Genomic DNA, 18476 nt, shown 5'->3' with positions numbered 1-18476 from the left:
AAGGCCATTTAACTTATTTATGACGCCTATAAGGGAAAGGTAAATAGCCAATAAAATATCTCTTATCAAAGGACTTGACCCTTTTCCACATTGAACTCTATATAGGTTTCACTTCCGTAGTAAATCTTATTTCTGCAAAAATAAAATGGCGTTTGAAATTGAGGAGCTATGATCCCTTCCTTAGGTGTTGGGCTTACATAATCCGTTCGACTCCCGATGGAAATGACCATTTTATCCCCTTTTTTAAAAAGAGCTGCGGTAGGCATCAGGCTAAAGGAAAGCAGTACAGGCACCCCTCTTTGCAAAGGCTGGTGAATCGACGTATCTAAGGCGACCTCACACTTCGACGAATAGTTTTCATAAAGACTGCGAGTCGCAGCCCGTATGTGCCCCATTGTTAAAAAAGATGACTTGCCAGAGCTCTCTATTCTGTCCACTCTGACCACCACGAAGGAATCAATTTCATTACAACTAAATTTTAAGTGCATAGTAACCGGACCGGCCACTTTAAACGTTTTGTCAACAGTCAATTCATATTCCAAGGTTTGTGCTGCCATATTATTTATATTTTTTACAATATCGGCATTAGGCGGCACATTGACCCAAGTCTCATCACTTTCTTCAGGGACTGTTTTTGATAGTGCATTTGGACTGAAATACCATTTTTCTTTCGCAGTATTTTCAGGGGGAAAGGTTGTTGAACCCTCAAACCTTTCCTCGCCATCAACCCAATAACGCACGGGTAAGCGTTGTTGGTATCCATTATCTAACCCTTTGATTATATAATCAAAAAAAGCTGCAGCTTCCAACTGCCATTCCAGGACAGGTAATTCATACTCAGGACGATTAATAATCAACCATTTTTTATTTTCAGGTGTCGCACTATGCTCGAATAAATCGTAAGCGCCAAATTGATGTAGAGCGATATCAGTTCGATTCTGTACAACCACAAACGGGATATGTATATTTTTCAACGCTTGGAAAGGCCCGTGGGCGACATTTTCCTCTCTTGTATTTAAGTCAAACAGGATGTGTTCATAAAACGGCAGGGCTTCTTTTGCCACATAATGATCTTTCAAATTGTGATAAATATAATTGATAAAAGTATGGCCAAGCTTTGAAGTCCAGGAATGATTGATGAAATGGCTCAATAAAGCCCGTTTCCACGGAGCAATATACCGTTTGATATTTTTTTCAGTAAAATTAGAGCCAGCCCATAAACTCATAAAGCTATTGGCACTCAAACCCGCATAATGAAAAACATGGCGAAAATAATCGGTGCAGACTTCATTAGCAAAGAACGCTTTCAAGGCTGGAGGTTCTTTGACTGCAACATTCACCTGAGACATTCCGTAATAGGAAGAACCAAATAAGGCAATTTGACCATCACACCAGCTTTGCTCACTCACCCACTGTATCGCATGAAAATGATCATCAACTTCTTCATCACACTGCCAATATCGTAGCTGTCCTTCCGAGCGTCCAACTCCGCGAGCGGTTAAAACGACGACATTATAACCACGATTAGTAAAATTAGGCGGTGAGCCAATCTCATTGGTTCCCGTAGGCATACCTACTGTATGCAAGTCACGGTTATAAGCAGAAAATTGGACAATACTCGGATATCTTCCTTTTTTCTTCGGCGTGTAAATGTCCGCTGAAAGGCGAACTCCATCTGGCATTGGCACATAGACGTCTGAATAAAGAATACACCCCAGGTTCTCATCCGCAAATTTTGTAGGTTTCCAACCGGCATATTGTATTCCCAGGTAGCGAGTATGCAAGGGAATAAGGTTATCAAGCCATTTTGCTTTCATAATCTGCTACATCCTAAATAGTCTAGTTAGCCTGTTATGGCTCATCGACATGGGCAATGGTTATTTCGATAAATTTTATAATAAAATCAATTTATTATATTTTAAGTAAATAACCAAGTAAATCTTGCCTATCCTCAAACCCCATCCCTTCCGCTCGCACTAAGACTCGAAGAATACGCTTCAAAGAATGCCCACAGGCTCCGTTAACCGGCTTTCCCGATCGCACATAAAAACTCAGATTTGGCGCTAGGCAGCATCCGCGATTGTTTGCTTTTTGGCATTTTAATTGGCTATACACCTCTTCCCGAGAGGAGGCTGTTATATCTGCGAAAGGTACTGAATTGTGAGCTTATACAAGATAGGGTAGAAAAATAAGTTGGCCTTTCTGGTAACTATTTTTTATCAAAAAAATTGCGCTATTGATTTTATTTATTTGATCGAATAAATGGGACAATGGCTATGAAAATCTGCTTTGCCTGCCGTTCGACCCTGCTTTTAAAAAACATTAAAATCAATTAATTACAATAACTGCGCGTCATTTCAAATTTTGAACCCCTCCCAAATTCGGCGCTAAATCGAGAACATAGCATGTAACCCTAGCCTGTAAGCACTTTAATAGGACGGCTATGCTCTTTGCAAAGAAAGGCCCGGCCAGCATTAGATGTTGATAGATGGTCTATACTCTAACTGATCTATTTAAAGGAGTTCCCTAAAATGAAACGCTTATTTTTACCACTTCTATTAGTACTAGGAGTAGCATTTTCTCCTTTTACTTTTGCTGATGCCACCAAGACCTCCAATGACTGTCAAGATCAGTTAGTGGGTGTATCATTAAAAACCGCAGATGGTCAAAATATTAAGGTGTTTGTTCATAAAGATGATGTCGACAAAGTAAAACAATTGAAGCAAGGCGAGAAAGTCGAGTTATATGGATATGGCATTAATTTCTAATAGACGCTGTTAATGGTTGTGAAATAGGATAACGTTTAAAACCTGTAATCTATTAGCGCTTCAGATTACAGGTTTTTATTTGAAACCAAGGTTTACAATTGGCTAGTTTGAGTGATACAACATTGATTTGAGCACCCCCAAGGGAAGCGTCATCATTCAGACTAAATACTGAGATGTTGCTGCGCCAATGTACCAAAATTGTCAACAAACCATTAAACAATTAACGCAGATATCATTGCATCGATGAGCAAAGAACTAGGGATACAGGGTATGAAGCTGACAGTAATTAGAATTATAAGTTTCATTACAACAATTGCCCTGTCCTCGCTCATCTTTGCTCAAAATGAACAGCAAGAAAGTTATAAATTTCCGCTTAGTTATAAAGTTGAGCATGGGATTTATACCATGCCTGTGCTAATAGGAAATCCGCCCCATCCCATTGAAGCAATCGTTGATACTGGAAGCTCGACTTTAGTCGTAATTCCTGAAAAAAGAATTTGTTCACATTGTGATAATCCATTGACTAAAGGTTTTGTTGAAATTAAAGCACTCAAACCTTCATCCACTAGCTCAAAATATGTATTGAAATATGGATCGGCCACTGACCATGTTATTGAATATTACGCACAAATTCAGGGGTACAAGCATAAAAATCCTATTATTCCTGAAATGCAAATATTTGTGATTGAGGAAAGTACACAACCATCGAATATTCTTGGACTACTGAAAGAGAATATTTCAATCATTCCTAATGCCCAAACTTTTGTTAAAAATGTTCACAAGTACCATAATCTGCATCGAGTCATTACTTTTGTATTGTGTGGAGTTGGTGCAGATAGCTATATAGAGATAGGCCCTGAATACATTAAGAATGTCACCGATCATCAAAACTATGAAAGCCCTATGACCCATAAAAATTATTATGAAATACAAAGTTCCGGATTTTTTGATGACAAAGGCAATCAGATAGCTAAACCAGTGCTTCCTTTTGTTGCTGCGGTACTGGATACTGGTACAGGAGGTTATGTTATTCTTAATGAAAATCTCCATAGCCAAATTTTAAACTATATCTATGAGCATGCTGGCAAAAAAAATCAGGCTCTAGGAGAGCCTTTTTGGAAGAACAACTACTGTGTACCCTTAGCAGATCTCGACTTCAAGTCACTGCCTAAAATCAAAATCGGTTTTCAGAAGAAGGATGATCCTTCTTCTTATTATTTATTAGATTTGGAACCTGATATTTATGTCAATAAGGCTGGTTGTGGTAACGATTCAGCGCGACTGGTTTTTATCCGTTCATTACCACCCCATCCAACTGCCTGGCGTAATGCGAAACAAAGAGAACGGATGAAATATTTTCCGGCAATGATTTTAGGTTCCTCCTTTATGAACCAGTATGTGATGCAATTTCATTTAACTGATAAAGATCCTTATGTGACGTTTATACCCAATAAAAACATTTGTCATAACACGGTCAAAGACAAATAACGCTTTCAAATAAAATACTCTGTTTTAACCTTAAATATCCCAAAAACCAGGGAGCCGTCAGAGGCGTTTCGACCTAACAGCACCACTGGATCCTCGTGAAGCATGTCGAGTCAAAAGGGTCCGACCACATCACTTTAGTCTGCCATTACGACTATTTTTTCACCACATCGATCAATTTAAGCGTCTGTTAATAATCCCCCCCTATAATTAATAAGAGTTAACTTTGTACTTGGTAAAAAATGCTTGAGCTTTACGTTTGGAATCCACGAAATAAAAACAAACAAGACCTACACGGATCATTAAAAGGCATTGCGAAAGCAGTGGTTCAGGGCGGCAATGTGGGGCATATGAGCCTGGCAGTGACGCTTTATGAAAATAAGCACAACTTAAGTGAAATTGATAAAAAATTTAAGCAACTTAAATTCCAACAGGCTATGCCCATTTATGAAGCAGTCAAAACTGGTGATCCCAATGGGCTTGGGTTTTATAAGCGAGGAAAAAAACTAAAAGGTCTCAGCGCTTTCTTAAGTCTATGGCCCGGCGATGAAGGTATTACGAAGTTACGCGCTATTCAGAGTTTCTTCAGAGTAGGTGGAAAGGTTAAGTCCCTTTTTAGTGAGAAGGTACAAATGGATATGCGAGGGGAATGGTCTGATTCTACGGATGAGTCGCCAAGTTCAAAACGCATTATTGAACATCACCGAGGCAGTGAATTTGAACCTTCAGAACTATCACAAAAAATGCAAGCGGTGGATAACAGGATCGCTGAACTTGAAAAACAAAAACAGGAAATGCGAGCGGAACTCGAAAAAAAAGGGCGGGCTCCACAAACTGCTATGGAAAAAAAATTAGAAGCGAGAAGAAAATTACTGCCACAAACTACCCCCAATGTGGTTAATCTCTTATCGAAGCCAGGAGTAAAAAAACCAGACGACGGTCTTGCTGCAGCCCAAGAAAAACAAGCCTTGGAGAAAGAACTTAAGCAATTAAAAGTGGAATTCCATAATTTATTGCTAAACGCCGATATGCCGAAAATTTATGCCTATATTGAAGAGTATCGTACATTAACTTCTGAGTTTAATAAAATCAATACGCTTTATGACGATGAACCCGATAGTAATAAGGTTAGACGTCATCTCAGGCTTTATTTTCAACGCTACCCTGAAAACGAAGATGCACAAGCGTTATTGGCCTTACAGACTCAAATCACTGACACAATGAACAAGCTTCGTGATCTTGAAAAAGAAGAGCATCAAATCAATGAACTGCTAAGGCAGTATGAAAACATAAAAAAAGAGCTGCACGACCTAAAACAGGAAAAAGAGCAAATTGAGCTTGAACTCGAAAATAGTGAGGTGACTGAAGGCTTAAGTCCGGATCATAAAGTGTCGCTTCCCACCAGCGAATGTGGCCAACCTTATTTTCTTGATGAAATCGCTATCTTAAAAAAGATGGAACGACTCTTACATGATCCGAACTATAAGTATGACTTATTCGGTCAAAATTGCGCACGCGCTGTTAAAGAGTGTGTTATGGCAGGGCTTTCAGAAACAACCCGTAAAGCTATTAAGAAATTACCTGATTATTCCAAGCACTTTTTTGATTCCCGATTTTTCGAAACGCCGGTCATGGCGATTGAGTGGATTTTTAAATTAAATCATTATCTCAATGAGCTCAATCAGGACCCTGGGTTACGGGCAAAAATAGCTGTTTCGCCAAATCACAAACCCGCCTAGTCTTGACAAAGCATAGCGTAACCAGGGTTTTATTTATCCTGGTTCCTTGATTAATATTCTCCAATCCAAAGTGCTTCTTTTCGATTGATTAACCGTTTGTTGCTTTGGCAGTACTTGATACTGGTTTTACCTGCAACAGAGGATGGACACCTAATCGGTAAACCCAACGCTAATGCACTATCCATGGGTTTTACTTACTTGCTATAATGGCGCGCAAGATGAGCAAACAATACAAAGCTCGCTGTATAACGCCCTAAAACAAACAGCTCATCATTCAGCCATTTATTTTTTTAAGAGAACCACTACTATGAAGCCCCTTTCAGCTAATTATTTATTCTCATGGCTTATTGCCGGTAGTTTATTTTTTACGGCAATGCCCTCCAATGCAGCAGAAGAGATAACTCCCCCTTTAATTCAAGAAAAACTGGCCAAACTGGAAGCCTCTTCAGGCGGAAAAATAGGAATTTATGCGATTAACACAGCGAATGGCCAACAAATACATTATCGTGCTAATCAGCGATTTCCTATGGGGTGCACTTCCAAGGTAATGGGGGTTGCCGCTATCCTTAAAAAAAGTATGAGTGACCCGACTCTGTTGTCACAAAAAATGACCTATACAAAAAAAGATTTAACCAATTGGGCGCCGATTGCCGAAAAACATCTCAATACAGGAATGACTGTCGCTGAATTATGCGCGGCATCCATTAGCTATAGTGATAATACTGCGATGAACCTGCTGGTAAAAAAACTGGGGGGGCTGGAAAAAATTAACGATTTTGCCCGCTCTATCCATAACGAGACATTCCGGCAGGACAATGGATGGCCAGAAGAAGCGCTGTCTGGAGGGCCGAATAATGTCTATGACAGCTCTACACCCAAAGCAATGGCACAAAGTTTACAGCAATTAGCTTTAACTAACGTTTTAGCCAAGCCCCAGCATGAGCTTTTATTATCCTGGTTAAAAAGCAACACCACGGGTGATAAACGTATAAGAGCAGGCGTACCGAAGGGCTGGATTGTTGGAGATAAAACAGGAACCGGCACGTATTATGGAACAACCAATGACCTTGGTGTTATTTGGCCTCCTCAGTGCGCTCCCATTGTTATCGCTGTCTATTATACAAACAATAATAAAGAAGCCATCCAACGAGACGATATTGTCTCCTCAGTCACCCGGTTAGTCATCGATGGATTTGCCCATAACGATCAATGCATCCGAAATAAGTTAGTCAGTTAATCTTCTCTTATTTCCGATACTTTTAGCGAATGCTAACTCCCTTTGGACCGCGCTGCGGTCCTTACCAAGGATAGATTTATTGGCATTCCCTATAAATCAATACGTAACATAGCCAATTGAGTTAATGCGTTGATATAGGCAATACAATTATCCAAATCGATATCGGTGGCTTTTACGGAATAAATAACCGGTTCAATTTGGGCTAACAGCGCTTCTATCTGTGATTTGAACACCTGCCTCTTATCAGGTTGTTTTGTATCGTACAGTGTCATTACCATTTGTTCCAAAGTAGCCAGGTTAATACCTAATGAAACAGCGGTATTATGTGCTTTTTCCTGATCAATGCTTTGATGAATAAGACTGATTGTCGCTTGAATAAGCGCTAATTGGGCAAACATCCTTTTCGCCTCTATTAACTTTTTTTGTTTTTTGGGACTGAGCTGTTCCTCATTAAAGGACTCTAATAAACCGCGCGACATCCAAAATAAATTAGCGAGATCGTAGAGTTTTTCTTTTTCCTTTTCTACATGGAGTAATTCAATCATGTTATAGCGAAGATAGCGGAATAATTTCCTAACATGTCCAAATGCCATGCTTAGAAGATCAGTGCGCCATAAAATATTGGCTACCAGGAAACTGGCAGTGATACCAATAAAAATTCCTCCCAGACGTTCCAGAGGTGGAGCCAAGTCAGTAGGAGGACCTCCCGCCTGTGCCAGGGAGATAACTAAAGCAATATTTGCTTGTAAACCAATATAAGCATATTTCGTGTATTTAAAAGCAAAATAACTAAAGCCCCAGACTGCAAAAAATAAAACAAGAATTAAGTCATATAAATTCATGGAAAAAAAAGCGAGGGGAAATAAAGCCACCCCTCCGCCAGATAAACAGCCTAGAATGCGATGAAAACTAATGTTTTTCATATCAAACAGATTTCTTCTGATCGAAATAACAATACTACTGATAATCCCATTCAATCCACCTGGCCAATTACTCACTAGCCAGAAACTAAGCGCAAGCACAGCGGCTAACCCTGCTTTAATACTGTGCTTGATAATATCGGGATCATGACGCAATTGCTGTTTGAAACTAATTAAGCGTTCCTCTTTTACTTCCAAATTCTGTCCACTGATTAAAATCGTACTTAAACTGGTTATGACCATATTGATTTGCTGCAACAAAGGTTCGATTTGATAGTAATGTTTTATTTTTACCAGTGATTCATCGGTTTCAGAGGTGATTGTTTGCTTTAAAGCCTCCATCGCGCCATCAATTTGTATAGTTCGGTCGGTCTCCGCAACAGAAAAGAATGCTTTGCGTAATACGTCTAAATCATGTTGCACAGCAGTAAATACCTCGGCGACAGGCTGATACAGATCAGCAGCCCACTCCCGCCCAACCTCCCTTTCATACGAAGAAATAAAAAAAGAAATAGTCCGGCTTAAATTTAAAAAAAGATCAATTAAAACTCTGATCTGGTCTATTTTCTCCTTTTTGACACCGAGTTCACGCCGCATAAAATCGATTATTTCGGTTGATTTTTTTAGTTTTCTTTTCAATTGCAAATTACTGTTTTTAATTTTTGTAAAATCCAGCTCACCAGTTAATAAATTGGTTTTTAACCCTTCCAATACATTTCCAAGTTCCGTAAAAATTGCATCGATATCCTTTAAAGCATGCTCACTGATATTATTTGGGAAAAGACAGAACGCTGCGGCTGCCGAAACCAGCACGCCTAAACCAATCTCAATAGGCCGCCAGACGGCTACAAAAAAGGCTTCTTGAGGATCCATTGCTAATTGGGCAATGACTAAAAAAGCCCCGATTGCCCCAAGGAGATAAGCATAAGCATGGGAGCTAAAGTTATAGTAATAGACGCCGATTGCAACCAGCATAAAATTCATCAACAAATACAGAAACAAACTATTCGCTACAAAACCAGCCAAAAAGAAACCAAGCCAGACACCAAAGACAGTACCCAGGATACGCAGAATCGCTTTATCAATAATGCTACCGGTATATAAATTGGCAAGGATAACAACAGTCATCCCTGCCCAATAAGGTTTGTCTAAATGCAGCATAAACGCGATCAAGACGGCAACGACCGTTGCAATGGCGGTTCGTAATGCAGCTCTATTTTCTATCGTTTTTGGTGTGATCAATTTAAAAAGTCCTTACCAATTCACCGATAAGTGATCGTGGTTGCACTCGCTCCTATTCGCATAGGATATTCGGGTGTCAGATCATCAATATAGATTCGTACTGGAAATCGCTGTGCAATCTTAATCCAATATTCGGTTGCTTCCAGGTAAACCAGGGTCGACGGAGCAACCTTGCCCGACTGTACGCGATTAATGCCCCAACCAATGCTTCCAACATGTCCGTGAAAAACTTTGCCTGGGTACATATCAAGCATAATCTTTGCTTTATCACCGGGTTTAATTAAGCGGATCACCGTTTCCCTATAACGCGTTACGACCCACCAGCGTTTAGTGTCTACTACAGCAAATAGACCTTGCCCCACACTAATATATTGACCATGTCGTAAATTGAAGTTAGTCACATAACCATCGGTTGGCGCAAGAACCGTCGTATGTTCATACAGGTAGCGCGCTTTCTCGTAAACTGCCTTTGCTGCTATCACTTTATTATCATCAAAATTCTGTTGTGCTATCTGCAATTCTTGAGCTGCACTAAGTACCATCGCTTCCTGCTCTTGAATTTTGGACTCCACATTAATTAATCGGATTTCGGGGATATCACCTCGCTGTTGCAATTTACTGTAACGCTGGTAATGATCGCGACTTAATGCAAGCATGGCCTGATTTTGCTGCAATTTATCGTGTGCTACCTTAATCGCTAATCGCTCATTCTCATAATCGAGTTTAGCGATCTGAAGTTCAGCCCAGGCTTTGTCCATCGCATATTTGTAAGGCCGAGGATCAATTTCAATTAACTTCTGCCCTTTTTTTACGGGTTGATTTTCACAGACATAAATTTTGCTAATGGGACCTGCTACAAGGGAAGCCATGTTAATTATATTGGCTGAGACATAAGCATCATCGGAACGAGTATAATAATAGGCAAAAAAACGATAGCCGGCAAAAGCCAATACAATAATTGTCAGCGTAATAAGGTGTGGCCAATATGGAAACGCCGCTAAACGCTCTCGATTCATTAAACAACCGTCCTTTGCCTATCTACGAATATAGTCAACCAACGAACTCTGTGTCCTCATAGCGAAATAAGACTTTACTTCTTTAAGCTCATTTCATGCCAAAAAAGTTAGAAACCTCTCATTAATTAACAAAAATATTCCCTCTATCATTCGAAATAAATGCAAGAAGGGTTTATTCTTTTATAAAGAATGGAACTGACAAAGAGACGGCACTGGTTGTTAATGGCGCTCTATCAGAACTATCGGCATTTAATAAAGGAGAAGATTCAATGGACTATTCGCATTGCCTAGATAAGGATGGAAAACCCTATTGTGAGGTTTATGTTACTGATTACCGGCTAATTACGAATCCCATACTGAATAAAGGCACGGGGTTTACCAGGCAAGAGCGTGAAGAATTCAATTTATTTGGGCTTTTGCCACCCGAAGAAAGCCATATTGCTGATCAGCGCGCCCGTTCTTACGCTGCCTTTAAAAATAAAAACAGTGATCTGGAAAAATATATTTATCTACGCGACTTGCAGGATTCAAACGAAACACTCTATTACAGCTTGCTTACCGAACACATTACCGAAATGATGCCCATCGTTTATACCCCTATTGTGGGGGATGCCTGTATTAATTTTAGCCATATATACCGACGCCCACGCGGTATTTTTATCGCGTATCCTTATCGCGACCATATTGATCAAATCCTGGCAAACCCGCGTTTTGATAAAGTGAAAGCCATCGTAGTATCGGATGGCGAACGTATTTTAGGCTTAGGCGATCAAGGGGCTGGCGGCATGGGGATTCCCATTGGTAAACTTGCTTTGTATTGTGCCTGCTCTGGAATACACCCCTCGGCAACACTGCCAATTTTACTCGATACGGGTACTAACAATGCCGAACTGATGAAAGATCCCTTGTATATCGGTTGGCGACATGAACGAGTTCGCGGGCAAGAATACGATGATTTTATTGCGGCTTTTATCAAAGCATTAAAAAAACGTTTCCCTCATATTCTTTTGCAATGGGAGGATTTTGCCTTACAAAATGCTACTCGCCTTTTAGACACCTACCGTACAGAGCTATGTACCTTCAATGATGACGTACAAGGTACAGCAGCCATTGCTACCGGCACCCTTTTATCCGCTGTCCAAGTCACAGGTATTCACTTACGCGAACAACGTATTGTAATTGTGGGTGCAGGATCGGCTGGTTGTGGTATAGCTGAGTTGATAGTGCATGCCATGATCGATGATGGTATTTCCGAAAAAGAGGCAAGGGATCGGATTTATATGATCGATCGCAATGGCTTGTTAGTGGAAGGAATGGCCGGTTTACTTCCCTTCCAACAAAAATTGTTAAAATCCAAACAAGCCATTGCCAATTGGCAGTGTGAAAACAAAGACATGATCAGTTTAAAAGACGTCATTAAAAATTTGCATCCTAATGCCTTATTAGGCGTTTCTGGACAGGTAGGGATCTTTACTGAAGAATTAATTCGCGAAATGGCGGCGCATGTTGCCCAACCTATTATCATGCCTCTTTCTAATCCGATTACTCATAGCGAGGCGGTACCCACTGATCTCATGTTATGGACCGATAATCGCGCTGTCATTGGCACTGGCAGCCCTTTTGGCAACATTATAAAAAATGGTAAGCCTTTCCGAGTGGATCAAACCAATAATGTTTATATTTTTCCAGGAATGGGTCTTGGCTTGATCGCTGTCAAAGCAAAACAAGTCTCCGATAAAATGTTCATGGCTGCAGCCAAAGCACTGGCAAGCTGCTCACCTGCCAAACACGATCCGCAGGCTAACCTGCTCCCCCCGCTTACCGAAGTACGAGACGTTTCCTATAAAGTAGCCTTAGCTGTCGCCAGGGAAGCCGTGAATTCCAATTTAGCCGATTTTCTAACTGATGCTGATATCGAAAAAAACATTAAAAGCCATATCTGGGAACCTACTTATATTCCTTATAAGTTAGTCAAGAAAAAATAAAGCAATTCACTTCAGGATTCCGCGCCCCCGCGGAATCCCTCCGTTTAAAACCAGTGCGCGCAAGCTTTACCCGGATTTGAATCGGGTGATTCTGACCTAGTTTTGTATTCCAGCAGATTCTATTCTTTTCACTGCTGGTAGCTGCCATTGACCATCAATAATTGCTGGCTTAGGCCAATAAAATCGGAACATCAAAATAAAAGTCCCTTCAGGCGCTGGCAACCAGTTAGACTCTTTGTCTTTGCCAGGAGATTGATGTTGAATATAGAGATCAAGAGAGCCATCCTGATTATAGTTTAAATTATTACGGGGGCTTACTGTATAACGGTTAAGAGGATTGGCCACAAAAAACAAACGCTCGTCATACATCGTTAAGGACCAAAACCCATTAACAGGCGGCGTTTCATCTGGGTTAAAATGAATCAGATATTGATTAGCGCCATGGAGGGTCTGACCGCTTTTATCTGTCATTGCTACTGGATAAATGGCGTCTTGCGGACGATTCGCACCAAGACCGGCGGCAGTAAGGAGAGCTCGTTGCTTATAGTCAGTTCCATAAATGCCTGTGCGCGTTGTGACGACCCAGCCATTTCTTAACTCTTTAGCCGCCTTCAGTTTCTGCATCAGAATTTCATACTGTCCAGCCTTTACAGCATTTTCCAACGCCATTGCTACAGCAGGATCAAGTTTTGCTAAATCAAACTCCTGGCCTGCAACAATACCAATTTTAGCCAGTTTCTCAACCATGGGGGCATCCGAACTTGCAGGCGGGTTATCCTTGAGGAGAATTGCCAATTGTTTAAAATACGTTGCGGCATCCATTGCATTAACCTGCTGACGTATTGGGGTTTTCATATCGATGGCTGGATCAACGATACCCGTTGGAGGCGTATAGGCTTTACCATAGTAGCTAAGGGGTTTTAAACTGTATTTATCTTGCACGCTGTGGACAAGATGGTAATCCTCAGCGGTTCCCGTACAATAAGTGCGACCTAAGATCCAGACCATGTTTGTCGGTGATTTTAATTCGACTACCCCTTCTGGCACCGTCCCTTTCCAATTAGGTCCAACAATAACAAAATCATGTGCTTCTGTACCCGTTGTTCGGCTGCCTGGAGCAGCGAATACTTCGGTCCATCCACTTAATAAGGGCATAATGTAATAACGCCCATTCTGATTGGGTACATGCAAGAGGTAGGGTTCTTTACCGAGATCGAGCCAGGCAAAAGAATAAAGCGTATCAGCATTAGGTGCTGGAATATCTTTAAACGACGCATCGGGGAATCGCCTGATATTGATAAATTGCCCCATGGGCCCGCGACCATTGTTCGGCTTCACTGCATTCGTCATCACTCGCTTAGTTAAATCCATAGTCACTAAAGGATAACCATAGATATAAGCTTCTGTGCCTAACTGTAATGCCTCAAAGGCACTCAGACTCGCTGAATTGGCCCAGGTCAAAGGATAAAAAATTAAAAAAACGAGTGTTCCTAACTTCCAAACACAGGGTTTCCCTATCATTAATCCTTCTCCAATCCTACTTAGGGACTGTTTACATTTCTACTATCTTGGCGTTTATGGCTTGCTTCTGCGCTGCTCCTATACTTCGCTGTATGCTCCGCTGCAATACTCGAAAATCCAGCCCTAATCACCCAAGCTAGCGACCTGTAAACGGCCCCTAATGAAAAATAAATACTCTTGTTACCATAGCATAATTTCTGACAGATTAACGGACTAAATAACGCCAACTGATAATACCTGTATGGATAAAAACCAACGGCTTCTTTTCGCAGCGAATGAAGGGAGCAATCCTGGCAATCCGCAATTGTAAAAAATTAAATCGTTCATCCTTTGCCAGAACAGTAAGCCGCCAATGCTGTGTACTGTAGATCCCTTTTTCTTTCACTGTCTGCATACAAGGAAAGAAGCCAAGTTCTTCTATTAAATAGAAAAACGATTGCTGCTCATAAGAGAGAGAACAAGCTTTGCCATTTTTTAATAAGGTGAATACTTCATCGGGATTTTTTTCTGTAACAAGGCAAGCCGCCTGCAGCTGATTATTATTAAAAGACGATAGTTTTTGAGCAATCATCTCGAGTTGGTAAAATGACTGGTGTTTGTCGACCAACCGATTCAGCGACTTATAAACTAAAAAGACCGTTTGCATCTGTGATACCACCAATAGGGCTAACAGTGCTAACATCAGCATTGTAGAAATTAAAATCATCCCTGCTTCGCGGTTCATGGCGTGCGAACGGTTGTTTCAATAGTCATGTTTTGCATATCATCCAAACCCAAATTCACTGTAAGGACTGTTTTTTCCTGCAGAAAATGGATATCAGCGGTTAATTTATTAATGGCAGACGTTAGCTCCTCCGCATGCTTATAACGGTAAAACAATGCCCATTTTTTTTGCCGGTTTTGTTGAATAAAAAAGGCCTCCTCAACCCATTCACCGACATAAATTGGTTCAACATAATGAAAGATAAAGGGGTGGGGAAAAATCATCTCAACGCCCTTTAGGGTAGGTCGTAATGATAAAATCTGCTGAACTTCAGCATGGTAACAATCGGCCAGCAACACAGGGTGTTTGGTTGTATAGGCCTTTCCAGCGGGTACTAATAAACGGGAAGAAGTTATAATTTGCAAGACCGGGTTGAAATATTCACTCATCCTATTCAACTGCAAGGCATGGTTTTTACCAACATCCCTCTGAAACGCAACTAAATGCGTTCGGTTATTACGTCTATCAATACTTTGCAAATGATTGACGTTAACACAGGGAGTGAATCCAGCCCTTCTTACACTATCGCGAATTAAATCGCTAACCAGCTGCAATTCAAATTCACGTTCCAGCGAAATTTGTGCGCCCAAATAGAATTTTTTACAATTTAGATAATGCTGCAACAAAATAATGATAATTAAACTGGCTAATAGTACGGTGATCATAGCCTCCGTTAAGCCAAAGCCTCGCTCATATTTCATAACCGTGCGATTTGACGTTGTAACTGACAACAATCCGGTCGGGTGACTGCCCCTGGCCAGCTTATCTGCAATATAACAGTAGAATTCGTTTCTGTTTTTTGCCACTGAAACGGCTCTTTAACCATTGCCAAAGCTTGCCTTGCAATGATTCTTTCCGAATTATTATCAAGCTGAATTAAAGCCAGTGCACGCAGCAGCGCTTCATTAAGACGTTGATTGGTCTGCCATTGTTGCTGCAAAAGTGTAAGCGACGTCGTAGTCAGTAAAAATAGAGCGACCAATGCTTCGGTCAAGGAAAATCCCTGATAAGCGTTCATATTCCATTCCTGAGGTTGCTATGCGGTGTATAGAGTACGACTTTAAAAAAGAGTAAACAAGTGATCAATACGTACTGGTTTGATGATAGAAACAATTCGAAATAATAGGTAAGATGATAAGTTTTCACTTTGTAAGGAGAGTTCATTGTCCTGCAATTATCACGGATTGCCTCACTCTGGCATTCAATCTCTTAATCCTTATGTGCCCGGTAAATCTATTGAGGAATTGGCAAAAGAACAAGGCTTAATCGATATTATTAAACTTGCCAGTAATGAAAATCCGTTAGGATGCAGTCCATTGGCAAAACAAGCCTTGGCTGAACTCTCAGGCATGCAGATAGCGACCTATCCGACACCAGCCAACCATCCTTTACGGCAAAAATTAAGTAAACACTGGGGCATTGATCCCGACATGCTTACCTTAAGCAATGGTTCAGACCTGTTATTTTCTGTCTTATTGACAACCTTTGCCTTGCATAATAATAAGCATATGTTAACTCATGATCATGCGTTTATTTCCTATCAAATCCAAGCCCAAACGTTGGGGATACCTGTACGTAGTATCGGATTGAAATCAAATTGGGAAGTCGATATTGATGCAATCATTGCTGCCTGTAATCAACAAACGGCACTTATCTTTATTGCAAATCCTAATAATCCTACAGGATTATTTATCAACCCGGATTCCATTCAAAAGCTACTGAATAACATTCCAGCAACAACCATTCTTGTTCTCGATGAAGCCTATTATGAATATGCTTACCCTGAGGGTGATAAAACCAGTATCAATCTATTGCAACACCACCCCAATTTAGTCATCACCCGTACTTTTTCCAAAGCCTATGGGCTTGCTGGCTTACGCTTGGGTTATGCCATTGCCAATCTTGAAATTGCTGAATTATTACAACGTGTGCAAATTCCTTTTGCAGTTAATCAAGCTGCACTGGCGGCAGCCTATGAAGCAATTGATGATCAACACTTTCTGAGACAGACTGTAGAATTAAATGCCTTGGGAAGAGAGCAAATTCGCCAGGGTCTAAAAGACTTAAAGTTAACGGCCCTTCCTTCAAGCTGTAACTTTATTACCTTTGATTGCGGGACTAGTGCCCTGCCGATTTACCAGGGATTACTTAGAAAAGGAGTCATTGTACGCCCGTTAGCACCCTACAATTTATTTAATCATTTGCGAGTAAGTATTGGTAATAGCCTTCAAAATACCCGATTTCTTGATACACTCGCTATCTGTTTGTCTGAAAATAAGAAGGAGCCAGGCCATGAAAACTGATCTAAGTCAAAAACATTGCGAATCTTGTGAAGGGATTGGTCAAGCATTAACTGTTGAGCAGATTCATAACCTAATGCCACAACTCGATAAAAAATGGCAGGTTCATGAGAATAACAAAGAAATTAAACGTTCATTTCACTTCGCAAATTTTTACGAAACGATGGCTTTTGTTAACGCTATCGCTTGGATAGCAAATACCGAGAATCATCATCCTGATCTGGAAATTGGTTATAACTATTGCCATGTACGATTCATGACTCATGCTCTCAACGGCTTATCACATAATGATTTTATCTGTGCAGCCAAAATTGATGCATTAATGCTGTAGGTCAATACGCGGTTAGGCGAAGTGCCCACCAACCTGCACCTGTTTATGGCTTAATTTTCGAGTAGCGAAGCACAGGAAATCAAGCCATCAATGCGGCAAGGGGTGATTTACATTTCGCTGGCTTGCGTGCTTATGCTTTGATTTTCGAGCATCGCAGCGGAGCATACCTACAAGTATGTGAGCAGCGAAGCACAGAAAATCAAAGCAGAAGCGCCAAGATAGTAGAAATGTCAATTACCCCTAGGGTCTGTCATCAATTTCTTTGCGTTGCGCTGGCATAAAATCTTTTCTGTCTAAACCCATTGCAACAGCCAACGCGCCTGCTACGTAGATTGAAGAATAAGTACCGATAACGATTCCGATGATTAATGCCAAAGAAAATCCACGAATTGTCTCACCACCATAGACGAACAAAGCAACTACAACAAACAAAGTTAACAAAGAAGTCATGATAGTTCTGGATAACGTCTGGTTAATAGAAATGTTCATTATTTCTAACGACGTTGCACGCCGGATCTTAACAAAATTCTCTCGTACCCGGTCAAAAACAACGATCGTATCGTTTAATGAATAACCAATAACCGCAAGCAGACCCGCTAACGCTTTGAGATCAAACTCAATACCAAACATGGCAAAAACACCAAGAATGAGTACCGGATCATGCACCAAGGCTACTGCCGAACTAACTGCCAAGCGGTATTCAAAACGCATGGCAATATAAATCATGGTAGCAAGTAGAGATACAATGATTGCCAATGCACCTTTAGTAGCTAATTCTTGTCCAACCTGAGGACCAACAAAATCAACTCGTTGCTTTTCCGCACCAGGTAATTGTTGCATCACCTTCTCAACAAGCAAAGTCTGATCAAGATCAGCCCGGGGCGCAATACTAATTAGCACATCCTTGGATGTACCATAGCTAACTACCTGTGCTTCCTTAAAGCCTACCTTGTATAAATTGTCGCGGATCGCCGTTAAATCAGCCGGTTGCTGATAAGAAATTTCAATTTGGGTTCCACCAGTAAAATCCAACCCCCATTTCAACCCATTAATCAACAAGGCACCAATCGATACCAAGAAGACAAGCGCAGAAAATAGAGCGGTCCACTTGCGGGCCCCCATGAAATCTATTTTTGAATTTGGATTAAAAAATTCCATCTAAGCCTCGC

15 protein-coding genes are annotated in these 18476 nt (G+C 40.8%); 7 read left to right on the top strand and 8 right to left on the bottom strand.

Translation table 11 applies throughout. From position 1 onward, the window contains the following. Window positions 1–65 precede the first annotated feature (65 nt). On the bottom strand, window positions 66–1817 hold the full coding sequence (locus DYC89_RS04715; RefSeq protein ID WP_115220729.1) for a CocE/NonD family hydrolase: 1752 nt from the start codon (window positions 1815–1817) through the stop codon (window positions 66–68). Between the two features lie 714 nt (window positions 1818–2531). Here DYC89_RS04715 and DYC89_RS04710 point away from each other — a divergent pair. From DYC89_RS04710 to bla, 4 genes are all read left to right on the top strand, one after another. Beyond that, window positions 2532–2768: a hypothetical protein gene (locus DYC89_RS04710; protein WP_115220728.1), complete on the top strand. Its 237-nt coding sequence runs from the start codon at window positions 2532–2534 to the stop codon at window positions 2766–2768. Between the two features lie 270 nt (window positions 2769–3038). Next, on the top strand, window positions 3039–4256 hold the full coding sequence (locus tag DYC89_RS04705) for a pepsin-like aspartyl protease (protein WP_181879323.1): 1218 nt from the start codon (window positions 3039–3041) through the stop codon (window positions 4254–4256). A 239-nt stretch (window positions 4257–4495) separates the two neighbouring features. Further along, window positions 4496–5992, top strand: a complete 1497-nt coding sequence (locus DYC89_RS04700) for a hypothetical protein (protein WP_115220726.1) — start codon at window positions 4496–4498, stop codon at window positions 5990–5992. A gap of 307 nt (window positions 5993–6299) precedes the next feature. Next, window positions 6300–7229 (top strand): class A beta-lactamase, encoded by a 930-nt coding sequence (bla, locus tag DYC89_RS04695; RefSeq protein WP_181879322.1) that lies wholly within the window; start codon window positions 6300–6302, stop codon window positions 7227–7229. An 89-nt stretch (window positions 7230–7318) separates the two neighbouring features. Here the strand turns inward: bla and DYC89_RS04690 are convergent, their stop codons facing one another. After that, entirely contained in the window at window positions 7319–9391 is a 2073-nt protein-coding gene (locus DYC89_RS04690; RefSeq protein WP_115220724.1) for an FUSC family protein, read from the bottom strand. Window positions 9392–9411: 20 nt separating this feature from the next. Beyond that, on the bottom strand, window positions 9412–10407 hold the full coding sequence (locus tag DYC89_RS04685; RefSeq protein ID WP_058445283.1) for an HlyD family secretion protein: 996 nt from the start codon (window positions 10405–10407) through the stop codon (window positions 9412–9414). Between the two features lie 269 nt (window positions 10408–10676). Here DYC89_RS04685 and DYC89_RS04680 point away from each other — a divergent pair, with 269 nt between their 5' ends. Continuing rightward, on the top strand, window positions 10677–12392 hold the full coding sequence (locus DYC89_RS04680) for an NAD-dependent malic enzyme (RefSeq protein ID WP_115220723.1): 1716 nt from the start codon (window positions 10677–10679) through the stop codon (window positions 12390–12392). A gap of 96 nt (window positions 12393–12488) precedes the next feature. Here the strand turns inward: DYC89_RS04680 and DYC89_RS04675 are convergent, their stop codons facing one another. From DYC89_RS04675 to DYC89_RS04660, 4 genes are all read right to left on the bottom strand, one after another. Then, a complete protein-coding gene (locus DYC89_RS04675; protein WP_115220722.1) occupies window positions 12489–13913 on the bottom strand; it encodes a DUF1254 domain-containing protein in 1425 nt (474 codons plus the stop codon). A 205-nt stretch (window positions 13914–14118) separates the two neighbouring features. Further along, window positions 14119–14619 carry a hypothetical protein gene (locus DYC89_RS04670; RefSeq protein WP_147285473.1) on the bottom strand — a complete coding sequence of 167 codons (501 nt, stop codon included), beginning with the start codon at window positions 14617–14619 and terminating at the stop codon, window positions 14119–14121. Between the two features lie 14 nt (window positions 14620–14633). Next, the gene (locus DYC89_RS04665; protein WP_115220720.1) at window positions 14634–15377 is read right to left on the bottom strand and encodes a hypothetical protein; all 744 of its coding nucleotides are present in this window, start codon (window positions 15375–15377) and stop codon (window positions 14634–14636) included. Further along, entirely contained in the window at window positions 15374–15694 is a 321-nt protein-coding gene (locus DYC89_RS04660; protein ID WP_115220719.1) for a hypothetical protein, read from the bottom strand. The genes DYC89_RS04665 and DYC89_RS04660 overlap by 4 nt, the downstream gene beginning before the upstream one ends. A 145-nt stretch (window positions 15695–15839) precedes the next feature. Here DYC89_RS04660 and hisC point away from each other — a divergent pair, with 145 nt between their 5' ends. Continuing rightward, a complete protein-coding gene (gene hisC / locus DYC89_RS04655) occupies window positions 15840–16979 on the top strand; it encodes a histidinol-phosphate transaminase (protein ID WP_115220718.1) in 1140 nt (379 codons plus the stop codon). Further along, window positions 16969–17307: a 4a-hydroxytetrahydrobiopterin dehydratase gene (locus DYC89_RS04650; protein WP_115220717.1), complete on the top strand. Its 339-nt coding sequence runs from the start codon at window positions 16969–16971 to the stop codon at window positions 17305–17307. The genes hisC and DYC89_RS04650 overlap by 11 nt, the downstream gene beginning before the upstream one ends. A gap of 240 nt (window positions 17308–17547) precedes the next feature. Here DYC89_RS04650 and secF read toward each other — a convergent pair whose 3' ends face one another. After that, entirely contained in the window at window positions 17548–18465 is a 918-nt protein-coding gene (secF, locus tag DYC89_RS04645; protein WP_115220716.1) for a protein translocase subunit SecF, read from the bottom strand. Between the last annotated feature and the right edge of the window lie 11 nt (window positions 18466–18476).

The sequence above is a fragment of the Legionella donaldsonii genome (assembly GCF_900452385.1).
GTDB classification, from domain to species: domain Bacteria; phylum Pseudomonadota; class Gammaproteobacteria; order Legionellales; family Legionellaceae; genus Tatlockia; species Tatlockia donaldsonii.
Note: the sequence above shows the minus strand (reverse complement) of the source record. Positions and strands in the feature narration are given on the sequence as shown.